This window comes from Nocardia sp. NPDC058499 (assembly GCF_042719915.1).
Classification (GTDB): domain Bacteria; phylum Actinomycetota; class Actinomycetes; order Mycobacteriales; family Mycobacteriaceae; genus Nocardia.
In genome coordinates this window covers 20,066-36,864 of record NZ_JBHXMZ010000018.1, presented here as the reverse complement: position 1 = coordinate 36,864, position 16,799 = coordinate 20,066, and the positions used below count along the sequence as shown (strand labels likewise).

The following is a 16,799-nucleotide window of genomic DNA, read 5'->3' as shown; positions in this document are numbered from 1 at the left end:
TTGTCGAGCCTGCCCGGAGAGTGTGCCTTGGTAAGCCCCCGGAGTGGCCGGGTGGCGAGTGGAAAGGAGCGCTCGTGTTCGAGTTGGACGGGCGGATCGCCCTGGTGTCCGGTGCAGGCCAGAGCGTGGGCGAAGGAATCGCAACAGTGCTCGCGCGCCAAGGCGCGACAGTGATCGTCAATGACCTGTTCGCCGATCGTGCCGAGCGCGTGGCCGCGAAGATCGTCGCCGAGGGCCACCAGGCGCTCGCCGCCGCCTTCGATGTCACCGACTACGAGGCCAGTGTCGCGGCTGTCCGCTCGGCCGAGGCCGAGCTGGGCGGGCAGGTGAACATCCTGGTGAACAATGCCGGAATTGCCGAAGGACGGGTCGCCAAACCGTTCCGGGAACTCACTCCCGACCAGTGGCCGCCGTCCATCGATCTCAATATCTACGGTGCGATGAACTGCATCAAAGCCGTGCTGGACGGGATGTGCGACGCCGGCTGGGGCCGCATCGTGCAGATCTCCTCTGGATCGGCGCGGACCGGGCAGAACATCAATGTGTCGATGTACGCGACCGGAAAGAGCGGGATCGAGGGCTTCATCCGTCATCTCGCGGCGGAGACCGGACAGTACGGGGTGACGGCGAATATCGTCGCGCTCGGTCACCAGGCCAACCTGGTCGAGAAGATGACACCGGAGATGATCGACAAGATCCTCGCGACCATTCCGATCGGCCGGCTGGGAGACCCCCTCGAGGTCGGTGCGTTCTGTGCCTACCTCGCGTCCTCCGAAGCCGGGGGGATCACCGGGCAGACCCTGGACTTCAACGGCGGATCGCAGACCCGGTGAGCGAGCAGGACAGTATGGCTCCGGCCGGGACGATATTGTCCCTCGGCGCAATCCGCGTGGCCGACCTCGCGAAATCGACGGAGTTCTACACCGCGGGGTGTGGGTTCGACGTTGAGCGTGAGTTCTCCACGCCGGGTTTCGACGCGGTGATCCTGCGCGCCGGTTCGGCCGGTATCGAGCTCATCGCGCCACGCGACGACGCGCCGGCCCCGCAACCGGGCAATATGTTCGTGAAGTTCGTCGTCAACACTCCGGACGTTCCCGCGCTGCTCGCACACGCTTGCGGGTACAGCGGCGTCGAGGAGATGCCCGCTACCGCGCTGCCGGAATTCGGCGGCATCACCATTGCTGTCCTGCGCGATCCCGACGGGTACCGCGTCGAACTGGTCGAGCGCGCGAGCGAGACGAGTCGGCAATCCGGTGACCGCTGAGCGGGAGGGTATGAGCACGCCGTGGCCTCGGTCACTAGCGCCGCGGCGGCTCACCCCCTTGCAGCGATAGGAAGTGCAGTCGACGATGACCTGGGGCAGAACCTATGACGTAGTAGTGGTGGGCTCCGGCGGCGCCGCCCTCGCCGGGGCTCTCGCGGCGGCCGCTCGCGGCCTGTCGACCTGTGTGATCGAAAAGGCCGACCGCTTCGGCGGGACCTCGGCGTATTCCGGCGGCAGTGTCTGGCTGCCCGGGAATCATGTGCTCGCACGACAGGGCGTGGACGACTCCGTGGCGAAGGGACTGACGTATTTCGGTGCGGTCGTCGGCGACCGCACCCGGCCGGAACTGCAGCGGGCATATCTGGAAACCGGGCCGGACGTGGCCTACTTCCTTGAGCGGACCATCGGGATCCCGCTCGAACATCGGCCCTTCCCGGACTACTTCGATGCCCCCGGGCGCAGCGCGGGTGGCCGCAGTATTTCGCCGAGTCCATCTCGGCGGACGAGGTCGGTGATCGGCTGACCGAAGTGCGGCCGATGGTGGCTGCCGACCAGTTCGGCCTCGACGTCGACCGCTCCACGCTAGACGGCGGCCAGGCCTGGATCGCGCGGATGGTGCTCGCCCTGGATGCGACGGGCTGCGCGGACCTACTGTTGTCCACCCGGGCCGATCGCCTGGTGCAGGACGAATCGGGGCGGGTGACCGGAGTGGTGGTGACCGATTCCGCGGGTGCGGAGATGCGGATCGGGGCACGCGGCGGAGTCCTCCTGGCCGCGGGTGGGTTCGAGCGAGCGATCGAACTGCGTAAGCGCTGGCAGGACATGCCGACCGCCGATTGGTCGTCGTCGCATCCCGGCACCGGGTCAGGGGACGCCGTCTCGATGCTGGAGACCGTGGGTGCCGCGCTCGATCTGCTGGATCAGTCGTGGTGGTGCCCCGCGACGCAGTTCCCCAACGGGCACGCCGCGTTCACCCTCGGGGTCCGTTCCGGAATCATCGTCGAGGACCAGGGCCGCCGATTCGCCAACGAGATGCTGCCCTACGACCAGATGGGGCGTGCCATGCGCGCACAGATGGCACAGGGGAATGAAAAATTCTGGTTCGTCTTCGACGAGCGCTTCGGGGCGGAACTCCCCGCGATCTGCGTACCGGTGCCCGGCCGCGACGAACTGGCAGCGGCCGGACTCTGGCATACCGCCGACACTGTGGCGGATCTCGCTCGTCGTGAAGAACCAGTGGTGGGTCGCTCGCCGGAGGTGAACTCGCGGCTGCCGGAGCGGAGGCGGCGTCGCCCTAATGGGCCGCGAGGTCCGCGGCGACGCACCGATCCCAGATCTCCCGCGCTGCCACTCGTACCGGGCCGACCAGCGCACGGTAGTCGAGCGAGGTGACCGGCGCGCATACCGAGATGCCGGCCCGGTTGCCGTAGATGTGATCCGGCGGCCCGACGGATACGCCGACGCAACCGAGACCGGCGAACGCCTCGCCTCGATCGAACGCCGCGCCTCTATCGCGTGCCGCGGCCAAATCGTCCTCGAGCTGGGCATCGGTGGTCACGCTCTGCGGAGTGCGCCGGATCAATGTGCCGTCGCCGGTGCGCCGTAGCTCGCCGAATAACGACCGGCGGCCGGTCTGGTCGACGAAGGCGAGCTGGGCTTTGCCCACCGCGGTGAGGTGGCCGGGGACCCGCTGGCCGACAGCGGTCGGTGTGGGCCCCGACGTCCGGCCGTTGACCTTGGCCAGGTAGACGGTGTCGCCGCGGTCGAGGATGGCGAGCTGCATGGTGAGGCCCGTCCGGTGCGCGAACGCTTGCATGACCGGGCGCGCTCCGTGCAGCAGGCGGTTCTGGTTCAACGCTGCCTGGCCCATCTCATAGGTCTTGATCCCGAGCTCGTAGGTCTGTTCGGGTGAGCGGGCGAGCCAGCCCGCGGTCGTCAGCTGCTCGAGAAGACGATGGACGGACGAGCGCGGCAACCCCGTGCGCGAGGTGACCTGAGCCAGGGTGAGTGGGCCTACCCCGTTGAAGGTCTCCAGAACGAGCGATACCCGCTCGACCACCGAGACCGGCACCCCGGCGGAGTTTGACGTTCTCATCGGATCTCCCAACACGCATCACGACTCTGTGACATGAGTCACGGTACTACTGTGTGGCGGCAGGTCTCAAAGGACCGTGACGAGCGTCGTCACCGACCATCGCATTCGCTCCCGTCCGCCGCCGAGTGAGTCTCCCGATCAGCGAGACATCGGGCCATACGGACTCCATCTGGACCGTAGCCTGCCGGAGGTTCGAACCCGACGGGGGGTGCCGGGCGGGATACGAGACGATCAGGAGAGCGGATGCCCACGGAGACCAGTGTCGGCCGGACTGCCCATGCGGACGCTGCGGCGCCGGATTCGCGCGCACGCCGCGTCCGGGTGGTCGAGGTGATCGACGAGACCGCGGATGCGCGCTCGTTCGTCGTCGTGCCCGACCCGGAGCAGGCGCCGGCCTTTGGTTACCGGCCCGGCCAGTTCCTGACCGTCCGTGTTCCGGATATCGGAAGCGGATCCGGGCGGTGCTATTCGTTGTCTAGTTCGCCGCACAGTGACACCGCGCTCAAATTCACGGTGAAACGGGTCGCGGGCGGTCACGGATCCAATTGGCTCTGCGACACCGTTTCGGCGGGCGACGAGCTCGAGGTGCTGCCGCCCGCGGGCACCTTCACCCCTGATTCCCTCGACGAACCGGTGGTCCTGGTGGCCGGCGGCAGCGGAATCACCCCCGTCATCGCCATCGCGAAATCCATCCTGCTCGGGGGCAGCGGCGATGTTGTGCTGATCTACGCGAATCGTGACGAGGCCGCGGTCATCTTCGGGGCGGAGCTGCGGTCGCTGGAGTCGCGGTTCGGCGATCGATTTCACGTGGTGCACGTGCTCGAGTCGGTTCAGGGTTATCCGAGCCGCCGCCTGCTGGCGACACTTCTACGGCCCCTCGTGGAAAGGGCTGTGTTCATCTGTGGCCCGACGCCGCTCATGGACCTCACCGCCCAGGTGTGTGCGGAGGTGGGCTTCTCGGGGGGCCGGGTGCACTCGGAGCGATTCCTCTCTCTGCGCCGGGATCCGTTCGCCGACGATTCGGCCCCCGGCGGCGACGAATCGGGCAATTCAGGTGAGATCGCCTGCCAGGTGCAGGTGACCCTCCACGGTGACGAAAAGCGGGTGCCCTGGGTTACCGGCCGGAAACTCCTCGACGCACTTCTCGATGCCGGTCTCGAGGCCCCCTATTCGTGCCGGGAAGGTGCATGTAGTGCGTGCGTCTGCTCACTGAAGTCGGGCCGGGTGAAGCTGGCGCACAACGAGATCCTCACCGACGACGACCTGGCGGAGGGCTACATCCTGGCCTGCCAGGCCGAGCCGGTGAGCGACGAGATCTCGATCGAATACTGACCGGGCGGGTAAAGCCTCCCACTCAGCGAGAGACCCGCGTCACACCGCCTTTTCGGCTGGGAAGGTGGACACACTGCGACGAGTTTCGCGGTCGCAACCATCTGACCAGGAGGTATCGTGAGTCCCACGACCGACACCGGCAACACGGTCCGTGTCATCGACACCGGCGCGCCGCCCGCGCGCTTCGCTCGGGGCTGGCACTGCCTCGGTCTCATCCGCGACTTCTCCGATGGCCGGCCCCACCAGGTCTCCGCGTTCGGCACCGAACTCGTCGTGTTCCGCGGCGACGACGGAAAGTTGAACGTTCTCAACGCCTTCTGCCCGCATATGGGCGGCAATCTCGCCCACGGCACCGTCAAGGGCAACGATATCGCCTGCCCTTTCCATGACTGGCGGTGGCGCGGGGACGGCAAATGCGCTGCCATCCCCTATGCCCGGCGGGTTCCGCCGCTGGCTCGGACCAAGGCGTGGCCGACGCTGGAGATCAGCGGGCAGCTGTTCGTCTGGAACGATCCTCAGGGCGGGAAGCCGTCCGCCGAGCTGACCATTCCAGAGATCCCCACCTACGGAGATCCGGGGTGGACGGACTGGGTGTGGAATTCGATCATGGTCGAGGGTTCGCACTGCCGCGAGATCGTCGACAACGTCGTCGATATGGCGCATTTCTTCTACGTCCACTACGGCATGCCGACCTATTTCCGGAATATCTTCGAGGGCCACACCGCGACCCAGATCATGCGGTCTCGTCCGCGTGCCGATGCGGTCGGAGTCAGTACCAGCACGAATTACAGCACCGAGAGCCAGTCGGATGCGACGTATTACGGGCCCTCCTACATGATCGACAAGCTCTGGAGCGGAGGCATGGCCGGTGCCGGTGAGCCGAACATCTACCTCATCAACTGCCACTACCCGATCACTTCGACCTCTTTCCGGCTGCAGTACGGCGTGATGGTGGAGAAACCGACCGGGATGGACGATGCCGCGGCCGAGCAGGTCGCCGCCGCCGTAGCGAAAGGTGTCGCGATCGGCTTCGAACAGGACGTGGAGATCTGGAAGAACAAGTCGCGCATCGACAATCCGCTGCTGTGTGAGGAAGACGGCCCGGTTTACCAGCTGCGCCGGTGGTACGAACAGTTCTATGTCGACGTCGAGGACATCAAGCCGGAGATGGTGAACCGGTTCGAGTTCGAGATCGATACCGAACGCGCCTTGCAGAACTGGCAGGCCGAGGTCGACGCGAACCTCGCCGCCGGTCGCAGTGCCATCCCGGCGCATCGCCAGGCCGCCTCCGCTTCATCCTGATTTTCAGGCCCACTATATTTCGCTATCCGGACCAGGAGTTCCGATGTCCTACGAAGTACTCGACAAGATCGTCGCCATCGCCGACGAGATCCGGGCCGGCGCCGATGAGGGTGATTCCCTCGGCCGCCTGCCCGACGATATGGCCAAAGGTATGAAAGAGGCCGGTATCATCCGGCTGCTGCAGCGCAAGAAGTACAACGGATATGAAGCGCACCCGCGCGAGTTCGCCGAGACGGTCATGAAGACCGCGAGCATTTATGGTTCCGCCGGCTGGGTCGGTGGCATCGTCGGTGTGCATCCGTGGCAGCTCGCCTTCGCCGACCCCAGAGTGCAGGACGAAGTGCTCGGCGCGGACAGCGACACCTGGCAGGCCTCGCCGTACATGCCGGGTGGCGTCGTCGTACCCACCGACGGTGGGTATGTGATGAACGGCCGTTGGCAGTTCTCCTCCGGCACCGACCACTGTGAGTGGATCTTCCTCGGCGCGATGGTGGGCGGCGCGGACGGCAAACCGCTGATGCCGCCGCAGGGCCTGCATGTGATTCTGCCCCGGTCGGACTACGAGATCGTCCCGGATTCCTGGGACGTGGTGGGTCTGCGTGGAACCGGTAGCAAGGACATCGTCGTGAAGGACGCCTTCATCCCCGCCTACCGGGTGATGGATTCGGCGAAAGTGATGGACGGCACCGCCGCGAAGGAATACGGCGTCACCGAAACTCTTTACAGGATGCCCTGGTCCACCATGTTCCCGCTGGGCATCACCTCCGCGACCATCGGAATCTGTGAAGGTGTTCTCGCGGCCGGCGTCGACTATCAGCGCAACCGCGTGGGCGCCACCGGCGCCCTTGTCAAGGATGACCCGTACGTGCTGCACGCACTCGGCGAGGCGGCCTCGGAAATCGATGCGGCGCGCCAGCAACTGCTGGCCAATGTCGACCGCATCTGGGACAAGGTCGACCGCGGCGAGGACATCGATTTCGAAACGCGGGCCGCAGTACGGCGCGATCAGGCCCGCGCCGCGTGGCGGGCGGTCCGTGCCGCCGACGAGGTCTTCGACCGGGCGGGCGGCAACGCATTGCGCATGGACAACCCGCTGCAGCGATTCTGGCGGGACGCGCACGCCGGTCTGCACCACGCAATCCATGTCACCAGCACCACCTATCACGCGGCCGCGATGGCCTCGCTCGGCGTGGAGGTCCCCCAGGGGCCACTGCGCGTGATGATCTGATCACTCCGGAAAGGAATATGGACCAACCGATGACGGAAATCAAAGCGCTCGGCTATGTGCGGGTTCAGGCTACGGATATGGACCGCTGGCGCGAACTCGGGTTCGACGTGCTCGGTTTCGCACCGGGTTTCGGTGACGAGACCGACGCCCTGCACTTCCGGATGGATGAGCGCGCCTCGCGCATCACGGTCGAACGTGGCGACGTCGATCGGGTGACCGCGGTCGGCTGGGAAGTCCGGGACGCGCCCGCGCTGCGCAGGCTGACTGCCATCCTGGACGCGGCCGGTTTCGCGTATACGCCCATGACTCAGGAACTGGCCGACCGGCGCAAGGTCGAGGCGGGTATCTGTATGAAGGATCCCGGTGGCACGCCGCTGGAGTTCTTCCACGGGCCGGTGCTCGAGCACAGCCCGGTGGTCACGAAGTACGGCCAGAAGTTCATCACCGGCGAGCAGGGCCTGGGCCATGTGGTGATGCCGACGACCAACTTCGACGAATCCTTCGTTTTCTACACCGAGACACTGGGGTTCCTGTCCCGAGGGGCCTTCCGCATGCCGGCACCGCCGGAAATGGGTCCGCTGCGGATCCGCTTCATGGGCGTCAACCAGCGTCATCACAGCCTGGCGATCATGCCCAGCATGGAGGGTCGTGATCCGGGGCTGATCCACGTCATGGTCGAGGTGGACGAACTCGACGCGGTCGGTCGCGCCTACGACCAGGTGATGGCCCGGGATTTCCCGGTGTCCTCGACGCTCGGCCGGCACACGAACGACAAGATGATCTCTTTTTACGTGCGGGTGCCCGGCGGCTGGGATATCGAATACGGTACCGGCGGCAAACTTGTCGACGAGGCCTACTACACGGCCGAGGAGATCACCGCCGACAGCTACTGGGGTCACGAATGGATGTGGGCCCGGGAGATGAAGGAAGCGCAGCGGGCCGCGGCAGCCGAGGAATCCGGCGGAGAGGACCCGGGACGAGCCTGAGCGCAGTGCTGCCCCTCCCGGCACCGCACGGCGCGGAGACAGTGCAGACGTCTCCCAAGCGGGGTTGTACACCGGGAACGGCCGCTCGGCGAGCCCATCGGCCGACCTGCCGAAGGAGCCGCATTTTCCGAACCCGATCCCGGTTTGACGGGCTCGGGCCCGGCTTGCGAAGCGACCGAGCCGTCAATCGGATGAACGGCCCGGTCACCGAACCGATCCGTGCCTGTGGTCGATCCGACTGCCGGGCCGTGCCTACGGCGTAGGCCGGCATGCCGACGGACGCCGGGTGCGCGCACGAGCCCCGGCCGGCGAGCGAGTAGACCGTGCCCGAACCGGGCGATTTTCCTGATCCCGCGGCGGCCCCGTGCCGCGCCTGCTGTACAGGTGGCCGGGCCGATCCGCCGTTCCGAGTGGCGAGGCGTGGCACGCTCGGCCACCACGCCTGCATGTCGCTACCGGCGGTGCAACTCGAATCGAAGGACCGCTGGGTGGGAACGAGCGCTCGAGCCGCGCCCCGGGGCCCTTAACTTGACTCGAACACAGGTACCTCAACGAGGGAAGTGAATGTGGTGACAACCCAGGACAGCGATTTCGATGCCGTCGTAGTCGGTGCCGGGATCTCCGGCCTGTACGCGGTGTACAAGTTCCAGCAGCGCGGTATGCGCGTGCACGGCTTCGAATCCGCCGAAGGAGTGGGCGGCACCTGGTATCACAATCGGTACCCAGGCGCCCGGTGCGATGTCGAAAGCATCGACTACTCCTACTCCTTCGACGAAGATTTGCAGCAGGAATGGACCTGGACCGAACGGTTCGCCACCCAGGAAGAGATCCTGCGCTACCTCGAGCACGTCGCCGACCGGCACGATCTGCGTTCGGCCTACGACTTCCTGACCCGGGTGACCTCGGCCGTCTACGACGAATGGGCCGGGCGGTGGACGGTGACCACCGATACCGGGAAAACCGTCACCGCCCGTTTCTGCATTCTGGCAACGGGTGTGCTCTCGGCCACCAACAAACCGGACATCCCAGGCCGCGATACGTTTACCGGCGAGACCTACCACACCGGTGAATGGCCGCACGAGCCCGTCGATTTCACCGGGAAGCGAGTCGGCGTGATCGGCACAGGGTCCTCCGGTATCCAGGCCATACCGATCATCGCCGAAGACGCCGAGCAGGTCTATGTATTCCAGCGCAGCCCCAATTATTCGATTCCCGCCGGTAATCGGCGATTGACCGACGACTTCGTCGCCCAGGTGAAGGCCGAGTATGCCGAGCGGCGCAGGTTGTCCCGGCTCAGTGGCGGGGGCACACCGAACAGTCCGCATCCCAAAGGTGCCCTGGAGGTCGACGAGGCCGAGCGGACCCGGGTGTACGACGAATGGTGGCGGCGCGGAGGATATCTGTTCACCAAAGCGTTCCCGGACCAGATGGTGAGCAAGGCGGCCAACGATACCGCGCGGGAATACGTCGAAGCGAAGATCCGGGAAATGGTGGACGACCCGGAGGTCGCCGACCAGCTGATTCCCACCGATCACCCCATCGGCACCAAGCGGATCGTGACCGATACGGGTTACTTCCAGACCTACAACCGCGCCAACGTCACGCTGGTCAACCTGCGGCGTACGCCGATCACCCAGATCACCGAGTCCGGTGTGCGGACCGGCGATGCGTCCTATGACCTGGACATTCTCGTCTTCGCGACAGGTTTCGACGCGATGACCGGTTCGCTGTCGCGGATCGATATCCGGGGCCGGGCGGGCCGGGAACTGACGGCCGAATGGTCGGCGGGGCCACGCAATTATCTCGGGCTGGCCGTCGACGGATTCCCGAATATGTTCATTCTGGCCGGCCCCGGCAGCCCCAGTGTGCTCGCGAATATGGTGCTGATGGCCGAGCAGCACGTGGATTGGATCGCGGGCTGTATGGACCACCTGGATTCCCATGGCATCGCCACGATCGAGGCGACCCGGGAAGCGGCCGACGAATGGGTGGCCGAATGTAATGCCAAGGCAGCGGGCACGCTGTTCCCGAGCGCCAATTCCTGGTATACGGGCGCGAACATTCCAGGTAAACCACGCGTATTCATGCCCTATATCGGCGGTTTCGGTAACTACAACAGTATCTGCGCGGAGGTGGCGGCGGCCGGATACAAGGGTTTCGCGCTCGACGGCCGGGCCGCGGCACCGGGCACCTGAGCCGACGACACCTGTTTCCCGGCGCAGTGCGCCTTTCCGTACGACGAAGAGTGAGGACGTGGTCGAGATGGGCGGACAACGAAGGACCGACCTGCATCCGGACGTCGAGGTAATGCTGTCGGCGCTGGAATCGTTCCCGGATGTCACCCAGCACGCGGCGACGGAGTTACGCGAGATCATCGCGTCGCGTCGTGCACCGTTGACACGCGAACCGCAGATGCGGATCGCGCAGGACCGGGCGATCGGCGGCCCGGGCGGGGAGCTGGCCGTTCGCGTCTACGTACCGCACGGTGGTGGCCGGACGCGGCCGGTGGTGGTATTCGCGCACGGCGGCGGTTTTGTCTTCTGCGATCTCGACAGTCACGACGAGTTCTGCCGGTCGATGGCCCAGGCGGTCGACGTCGTGGTCGTTTCGGTCGACTACCGGCGCGCGCCCGAGCATCCCGGACCGGCGGCGCTGGAGGATATGTACGCCGCGGTGTGCTGGACCGCCGACCATGCCACGGAGTTCGGCGCAGATCCGGAACGGCTGATGGTCGCCGGGGACAGCGCCGGAGGAAATCTCGCGGCGACGGTGAGCCTGGCCGCTCGGGATCGGGGCGGCCCGGCGATCGCGGCGCAGGTTCTGCTCTACCCGGTGATCGACGACGATTTCACGACCGAATCGTATCGGCTCTACGGAGAGAACTACTACAACACCACCAAGGCGATGCGCTGGTACTGGCAGCAGTACGCCCCGCATGGAACCGACAGCCCGTATCTGGTCCCGACCCGCGCCGAATCCCTGGCCGGGCTGCCCCGGGCGATCGTCGCCACCGCCGAACTCGATCCGCCCTGCTCGGCCGGTGAAGAGTACGCGCGGCGGCTGGCGGCGGCCGGGGTCCCGGTCGTTACCCATCGTTTCGACGGGCTCTTCCACGGTTTCCTGACCTTCCCGTCGCTGTCGCTCACCGGGCCCGCCCGCGAAAAGCTGTGGCAGATGATGCGGGACGTCCTGGCGGCCACCGCGGACTCCGACGCTCCGGCGGGGGCCGATGCGAGTGGCGCGGCCGGGTGACAGCCGCCGGGCGGCGCGCACCGCAGTGGAACCGAACCCAGCTGGCACGGAGAGGAATATGACACAGCGATTGGCAAGCCGGACTGCTCTGGTGACGGGAAGCAGCCGCGGAATAGGTCGCGCGATCGCCCGACGGCTGGCGGCCGAAGGCGCGACCGTCGTTGTCACGGCCCGCTCGGCGGCGGCCCCGACTCCGTCCATCCGCGACGGAGCGACCCATTTGTTGTCCGGTTCGCTGGACGACACCGTGGCGGCCATCGAGAACGCCGGGGGGAAGGCGATCGCGGTTCCCGCCGACCTCGAGGATGCCGAGCAGCGTGCCGGGTTGGTCGACAGAGCCGTCGAAGCCGTCGGCGGTCTCGACATCTTGGTCAACAATGCGGGTTTCGCCGACTACAGCTCGATCGCCGAGATGAACGACACCACCTTCGATCGCACGATCGAGCACTATCTCAAAGTTCCGTTCGTTCTCAGTCGCGCCGCGATCCCATACATGCGTGAACGCGGTAGCGGCTGGATCGTCAATATCGGGTCCTCGACCGGGCTCGACCCCATCAGGCCCTTCCGCGAGTACAACAAGACCTCCGGCGATGTCGTCTACGCCTCCGCCAAAGCCGGGCTGCACCGGTTCACCCAGGGACTGGCCGCCGAATTGCTCGACGACGGTATCGCCGTCAACGCGGTGGGACCGTCGACGGCCATCATGACTCCAGGCGCGGCGGCGCTGCTGCCGGGCGGCTACGAGACCGAACCGGTCGAGTATCTCGCGCAGACGGTACTGGAGATGTCGACGGCGCCGGCCGCCGAGCGCACCGGTCTGGTGGCCTTCAGCCTGCACTATCCGTACGTGACGAACACACCCGTCATGTCTCTCGACGGGCGCACCGAACTGCCGCGGCGTGAGCCGCCGGCATGGGCGAACCCGAATATCCGGCCGGAGGGGATCTGATGACGACAACGGCGAGGCAACGGTTCGCGCGAGGAACCGCTGTGGTCACCGGGGCCGCTGCGGGGATCGGTAAGGGGCTCGCCCAGCGGCTCGGCGAGTTCGGGATGTTCGTCGTCGTCGCCGATATCGACAGCGCGCGCGCCGCCGAGGTCGCGGCCGGGATCGTCGAGGCCGGAGGCCGTGCCGAGGGATTCGGCGTCGACGTCGCCGACGCCGCTCAGGTCGAGGCGCTGGCAGCTACCGTCTTCGAGCGTTACGGCAGTGTGGAACTACTGATCAACAATGCGGGCGTCGAATCGGCGGGCCTCCTCTGGGAGATCGATCCGCAGCGGTGGCAGCGGGTGATGCAGATCAACGTCGACGGTGTGTTCCACTGCGTGAAATCGTTCGTGCCGCGGATGATCGACGCTGGGACAGCGGCATGTATCGCCAATCTCTCCTCGGTCGGCGGGATCAATACCGTTGCCGTGCAATCGCCCTATATCGTCAGTAAATTCGCGGTTCAGGCCATCACCGAATGCCTGTACCAGGATCTGTCCGTTGTGGGCGCACCGATCCAGGTCAGTGCCGTCGTACCGCATTCCATCCGCAGCGAGATCTTCCTCGCCGCCCAGCGCGAGGCACCCACCACGAACCCCACCGCGAACGCCGTCTTCGCGGCCATGCAGCGCGACAACGTCGAGAAAGGGCTGGATCCGCTCGACGCGGCCGCCCATATGCTCGAACAGATCGCCCGCGGCGATTTCTGGGTCTTCTCCGACGACGAGATGTGCACCGCCGCGGTGACTCGGCGCGGCCGGCAACTCATCGACCAGAACCCGCCCTCGAACCCACGCGATATGCTCGCCCGGATGGGCGTGCCGCTCCCGGAAGGCAGTTCATGACAGACACCATCGACGCCGGTCCCGATGCGACGACCGATCCGGAAACCCTCCTACACAACGCAATATCGGTAGCAGACCCGGCTCCGTTGCTGATGTCGATGGTGCACGCGACCGGTGATATAGGCCTGCTCGAGGAATTCGGTGCGCGGCTGACGATCACCGAACCTGGCAACCACTACCGCACCGGTGCCCGCCCGACCAGTCCACCCGGGACCTATCCCGAAGACGTGGTGGCCGATATCCGTGCGCGCGCCCGCGAACTCCTCACTCCCGGGCTCGAACCGAAACTGGGAGTGCCCGACGAGGAACTGTTCGGCCGGATGGCCAAGGTGTGCACCTCGGAACGAGTGGACGCCGAGTTCCTTCCGCTGCTGCTGGAGCAGTCGGGCTTCTCGAAGGACCGGCGCCATGTACCGGTGACCACCGCCCCGCCCGCCGATTTCGAGGTCATCGTGATCGGCGCGGGAATGGTCGGGATCAACGCGGGGATCAAGCTGGGCGAGGCCGGTTTCCCGTTCACCATCTTCGAGGAACGCGACGATATCGGCGGCACCTGGCATCGCAACACCTATCCCGGGGCGGCGGTGGACACCCCCAGCCACTACTACTCCTACTCGTTCGAACTGAATCCGAACTGGTCGAAGTACTACCCGACAGGTATCGAATACCAGGACTACCTGCTCGATGTCGTCGAGAAGTACCGGTTACGCGAGCACATCCGGTTCGGCACCCGGGTTCGGTCGGCCACCTGGCTGACCGAGGAGAACCGGTGGGAAGTGGTGACCGAGGACAGTGCCGGCACCGTGCGCCGGCACCGGGCGCGCGCGGTCGTCACCGCGCTGGGCATGCTCAACGCCCCGAATATCCCCGATGTGCCGGGAATGGATACCTTCGCCGGCACGATCACCCACACTGCCGAATGGGATACCGATCTCGACCTGCGCGGTAAACGGGTCGTAGTGCTGGGGACGGGGTGCACCTCGGTGCAGGTAGTGGCGAATATCGTCGACGAGGTCGAATCCCTGGACGTCGTCGTCCGCAGCCCGCACTGGCTGGTCCCGGAGAAAACCGTCGGCGGCGATGTGCCCCCGGGGGAGAAATGGGCGATGGCCAACCTGCCCTTCTACGACCGGTGGTTCCGGCTCCGCACGTACTGGTTCGCCTCGGACAACCTCTACGTGCTGCCCCGCATCGACAAGGAATGGGCGGCCACGCACCTGTCGGCCTCACCGGCCAACGATATGGTGCTGAACACGGCGCTGGAGTACCTGCAGAAAAGCTTCCCGGACCGCCCCGACATGATCGAGAAACTCACCCCCGACTTCCGGCCGTACTCCAAACGGATCGTGAAAGACCCCGGATTCTTCGCAGCACTGAACCAGGAGCATGCGAACCTGCACCGGGCCTCCTTCCGGGAGATCACCCCGGACGGTGTCGTCACCACGGACGGGACATTCATCCCCGCCGACGTGATCGTGCTCGCCACCGGCTTCCGGCTCCAGTTCACCACCGCCATCGATATCACCGGCCGGGACGGCCGCACCCTGGCAGAGCTCTGGAAGGGTGGCGAGGACCCCCGGGCGTACCGGGGCGTGCAGGTGTCGGGCTTCCCGAACCTGTTCATCACCGCCGGACCTAACTCGGCCCCGAACCACGGCGCGGGCCACAACATCACCAGTGAGGAACAGGTCCACTATCTCATCGAATGCCTGCAGTACCTGCTCGAGAACGACCACGCCGCCATGGACGTCGTACAGTCGGCGCAGGACGAGTACAACCGCCGGGTCGACGAAGCACTCGACGAAACCGTCTGGGTACATCCCGGCGCGGAGACCAACGGGTACTACCGCAACAGTTCGGGCCGGGCCGTCGTGCCCTGTCCGTGGCGCCTGGTCGACTACTGGACCATGTTGCGGGAACCGGAACCGGAGGACCTGACATTCATGTTCAACGATTACGCTGCTGACTGATCTCAGGGAAGATCAGGACGTTCTCGCTCCGGAGGCCGTCCACTAGCGAACTATCAAACCCGCGACCTTCGAATCTATTCTCCCAGGGTGCCGTTCGGCGACGATCTCAGCAAAGGGCTGCCGCCGAACGGGTAATCGGTGGTCTCGACTCTTGCCGCCACGCGGTTGTGGACGTGTCGGCTGCCGCGGCTTGTCTAGTTTGCGAGCCTGGCGCTGATGTCCGGGCCGCCATGGCAGCCCGGGCGCAGTGATTGCGAGAGAAAGGCACGTTCACGCTCGATGCGGCTGCTCCGGTGTGAACCCGATCGGTCGTTCCGGTCATCGGGAAGCGCCAGTCTTGCCGGCGGAGGAGCCGATACGGTCGCACTGTACCCAAGCTGAGCATTAGGAGTGGCCGAATGACAGGCGAACCCAGCACACAGGGGCTGAAGCGATGACCATGCGACCGCTCGCCTGCGAGAGGTGCGGTAACCGAGTTCTGGTGGAAAAGTTCAGTCCTGTCCACACCGCCGTGCAATGGACGTCCGATCCCCGCGAATGCCCGGTGATCGCGGCACGCCGTCTGGGTATCGGCGACCGGAAACGGGAATGCGAGGCACTGCATCGCAGTATCGATCGCGCCGTGCGCGAGAACGAACTGCCCGAATCGCGGATCGAACTGCCGCGCGGCGAGGCGATTCCCAGACTGCACTGAGCCGCACAGTCCTATGCTTCGGCGGCGATGCGACTCGGGGACGGGCCGCCCCTGCTCCTGTTGCACGGGTCCGGTCCCGGCGTCACCGGATGGCGCAACTTCGGCGGTAACTTCGCGACATTCGCCGAGCACTACCGGACGCTGGTCCTGGAGCTGCCCGGATTCGGTGTCAGCGACGACTTCGGTGCCGGCCACCCCATGATGTCCGCCCAGCAGGCGGTCACCGCTTTCCTGGACGGACTCGGACTCGACCGGGTCCGCATCATCGGCAACTCGATGGGTGGCTTCGTGGCCACCGATTTCGCGCTCGCCGCACCCGAGCAGGTCGAACGCCTGGTCACCATCGGCGGTATCGGCACGCCGGTGCTCAGCCCACAGCCGGGCGAGGGGATCATCCTGCTCAGCGAGTTCGTCGACAATCCCACCCGGGAGGCGCTCGTGGCGTGGCTGCGCTCGATGGTGTTCGACCAGGCGCTGGTGACCGACGATCTGATCGAGGAGCGCTGGGAGCAGGCCACCGATCCGGCGACGCTGGAGAACTCGCGCCGGATGTACAGCAGCGCGGCGCTGGCGCGGATGGCCGCCGCCGCGCGCAGTGTGGACACCACGCCGAACTGGGCCAAACTGGGCGGGCTCGCCGTACCGACCCTCGTCACCTGGGGCCGTGACGACCGGGTCAGCCCGGTCGATATGGCGTTGCTGCCGATGCGCACTCTCCGTAACGGAGAGGTGCACATCTTCCCCAACTGCGGCCACTGGGTGATGATCGAGCAGAAGGAAGCCTGGGAAGCTACCGTCCTAGCCTTCCTCAGCCGCTGATGGCGGCTTACCTGCTGTGTCCGG

16 protein-coding genes are annotated in these 16,799 nt (G+C 66.0%); 15 read left to right on the top strand and 1 reads right to left on the bottom strand.

From position 1 onward, the window contains the following. The first annotated feature begins 74 nt into the window (after nt 1–74). The 4 genes from ACFWPH_RS32580 (at nt 75) to ACFWPH_RS32565 (ending at nt 2,656) form a co-directional block, all read left to right on the top strand. Nucleotides 75–833 carry an SDR family NAD(P)-dependent oxidoreductase gene (locus tag ACFWPH_RS32580; RefSeq protein WP_378756103.1) on the top strand — a complete coding sequence of 253 codons (759 nt, stop codon included), beginning with the start codon at nt 75–77 and terminating at the stop codon, nt 831–833. Beyond that, complete coding sequence (locus tag ACFWPH_RS32575; RefSeq protein ID WP_378756102.1) at nt 830–1,264, top strand: VOC family protein; 435 nt, start codon at nt 830–832, stop codon at nt 1,262–1,264. Before ACFWPH_RS32580 ends, ACFWPH_RS32575 begins: the two co-directional genes overlap by 4 nt. Before the next feature lie 85 nt (nt 1,265–1,349). Continuing rightward, nucleotides 1,350–1,787 carry an FAD-dependent oxidoreductase gene (locus ACFWPH_RS32570; RefSeq protein ID WP_378756101.1) on the top strand — a complete coding sequence of 146 codons (438 nt, stop codon included), beginning with the start codon at nt 1,350–1,352 and terminating at the stop codon, nt 1,785–1,787. Between the two features lie 14 nt (nt 1,788–1,801). Further along, nucleotides 1,802–2,656, top strand: a complete 855-nt coding sequence (locus ACFWPH_RS32565) for an FAD-binding protein (RefSeq protein WP_378756099.1) — start codon at nt 1,802–1,804, stop codon at nt 2,654–2,656. Here the strand turns inward: ACFWPH_RS32565 and ACFWPH_RS32560 are convergent. Next, on the bottom strand, nt 2,559–3,359 hold the full coding sequence (locus ACFWPH_RS32560) for an IclR family transcriptional regulator (protein WP_378756098.1): 801 nt from the start codon (nt 3,357–3,359) through the stop codon (nt 2,559–2,561). The genes ACFWPH_RS32565 and ACFWPH_RS32560 overlap by 98 nt on opposite strands. 243 nt (nt 3,360–3,602) lie before the next feature. Here ACFWPH_RS32560 and ACFWPH_RS32555 point away from each other — a divergent pair, with 243 nt between their 5' ends. The 11 genes from ACFWPH_RS32555 (at nt 3,603) to ACFWPH_RS32505 (ending at nt 16,775) form a co-directional block, all read left to right on the top strand. After that, nucleotides 3,603–4,691 carry a 2Fe-2S iron-sulfur cluster-binding protein gene (locus ACFWPH_RS32555; protein ID WP_378756097.1) on the top strand — a complete coding sequence of 363 codons (1,089 nt, stop codon included), beginning with the start codon at nt 3,603–3,605 and terminating at the stop codon, nt 4,689–4,691. 117 nt (nt 4,692–4,808) lie between these two features. Next, a complete protein-coding gene (locus ACFWPH_RS32550) occupies nt 4,809–5,993 on the top strand; it encodes a Rieske 2Fe-2S domain-containing protein (protein ID WP_378756096.1) in 1,185 nt (394 codons plus the stop codon). A gap of 43 nt (nt 5,994–6,036) precedes the next feature. Continuing rightward, complete coding sequence (locus ACFWPH_RS32545) at nt 6,037–7,221, top strand: acyl-CoA dehydrogenase family protein (protein ID WP_378756095.1); 1,185 nt, start codon at nt 6,037–6,039, stop codon at nt 7,219–7,221. 29 nt (nt 7,222–7,250) lie between these two features. Next, a complete protein-coding gene (locus tag ACFWPH_RS32540) occupies nt 7,251–8,207 on the top strand; it encodes a VOC family protein (protein WP_378756094.1) in 957 nt (318 codons plus the stop codon). 569 nt (nt 8,208–8,776) lie between these two features. Next, entirely contained in the window at nt 8,777–10,402 is a 1,626-nt protein-coding gene (locus ACFWPH_RS32535) for a flavin-containing monooxygenase (protein WP_378756133.1), read from the top strand. A gap of 67 nt (nt 10,403–10,469) precedes the next feature. Next, the gene (locus ACFWPH_RS32530) at nt 10,470–11,459 is read left to right on the top strand and encodes an alpha/beta hydrolase (protein ID WP_378756131.1); all 990 of its coding nucleotides are present in this window, start codon (nt 10,470–10,472) and stop codon (nt 11,457–11,459) included. Between the two features lie 58 nt (nt 11,460–11,517). Continuing rightward, complete coding sequence (locus ACFWPH_RS32525) at nt 11,518–12,408, top strand: SDR family NAD(P)-dependent oxidoreductase (RefSeq protein ID WP_378756093.1); 891 nt, start codon at nt 11,518–11,520, stop codon at nt 12,406–12,408. Beyond that, nucleotides 12,408–13,292 carry an SDR family NAD(P)-dependent oxidoreductase gene (locus ACFWPH_RS32520; protein WP_378756092.1) on the top strand — a complete coding sequence of 295 codons (885 nt, stop codon included), beginning with the start codon at nt 12,408–12,410 and terminating at the stop codon, nt 13,290–13,292. The genes ACFWPH_RS32525 and ACFWPH_RS32520 overlap by 1 nt, the downstream gene beginning before the upstream one ends. Next, nucleotides 13,289–15,262: a flavin-containing monooxygenase gene (locus ACFWPH_RS32515; RefSeq protein WP_378756091.1), complete on the top strand. Its 1,974-nt coding sequence runs from the start codon at nt 13,289–13,291 to the stop codon at nt 15,260–15,262. Before ACFWPH_RS32520 ends, ACFWPH_RS32515 begins: the two co-directional genes overlap by 4 nt. Nucleotides 15,263–15,695: 433 nt before the next feature. Further along, entirely contained in the window at nt 15,696–15,956 is a 261-nt protein-coding gene (locus tag ACFWPH_RS32510) for a hypothetical protein (protein ID WP_378756089.1), read from the top strand. Between the two features lie 27 nt (nt 15,957–15,983). Beyond that, a complete protein-coding gene (locus ACFWPH_RS32505; protein WP_378756088.1) occupies nt 15,984–16,775 on the top strand; it encodes an alpha/beta fold hydrolase in 792 nt (263 codons plus the stop codon). The last annotated feature ends 24 nt before the right edge of the window (nt 16,776–16,799 follow it).

Bases quoted from the DNA above. Each gene is read 5' to 3' on its own strand.
- ACFWPH_RS32570 (WP_378756101.1), top strand. From the start codon at position 1,350: ATGACCTGGGGCAGAACCTATGACGTAGTAGTGGTGGGCTCCGGCGGC.
- ACFWPH_RS32565 (WP_378756099.1), top strand. From the start codon at position 1,802: ATGGTGGCTGCCGACCAGTTCGGCCTCGACGTCGACCGCTCCACGCTA.
- ACFWPH_RS32560 (WP_378756098.1), bottom strand. From the start codon at position 3,359: ATGAGAACGTCAAACTCCGCCGGGGTGCCGGTCTCGGTGGTCGAGCGG.
- ACFWPH_RS32555 (WP_378756097.1), top strand. From the start codon at position 3,603: ATGCCCACGGAGACCAGTGTCGGCCGGACTGCCCATGCGGACGCTGCG.
- ACFWPH_RS32545 (WP_378756095.1), top strand. From the start codon at position 6,037: ATGTCCTACGAAGTACTCGACAAGATCGTCGCCATCGCCGACGAGATC.
- ACFWPH_RS32540 (WP_378756094.1), top strand. From the start codon at position 7,251: ATGACGGAAATCAAAGCGCTCGGCTATGTGCGGGTTCAGGCTACGGAT.
- ACFWPH_RS32530 (WP_378756131.1), top strand. From the start codon at position 10,470: ATGGGCGGACAACGAAGGACCGACCTGCATCCGGACGTCGAGGTAATG.
- ACFWPH_RS32525 (WP_378756093.1), top strand. From the start codon at position 11,518: ATGACACAGCGATTGGCAAGCCGGACTGCTCTGGTGACGGGAAGCAGC.
- ACFWPH_RS32520 (WP_378756092.1), top strand. From the start codon at position 12,408: ATGACGACAACGGCGAGGCAACGGTTCGCGCGAGGAACCGCTGTGGTC.
- ACFWPH_RS32515 (WP_378756091.1), top strand. From the start codon at position 13,289: ATGACAGACACCATCGACGCCGGTCCCGATGCGACGACCGATCCGGAA.
- ACFWPH_RS32510 (WP_378756089.1), top strand. From the start codon at position 15,696: ATGACCATGCGACCGCTCGCCTGCGAGAGGTGCGGTAACCGAGTTCTG.
- ACFWPH_RS32505 (WP_378756088.1), top strand. From the start codon at position 15,984: ATGCGACTCGGGGACGGGCCGCCCCTGCTCCTGTTGCACGGGTCCGGT.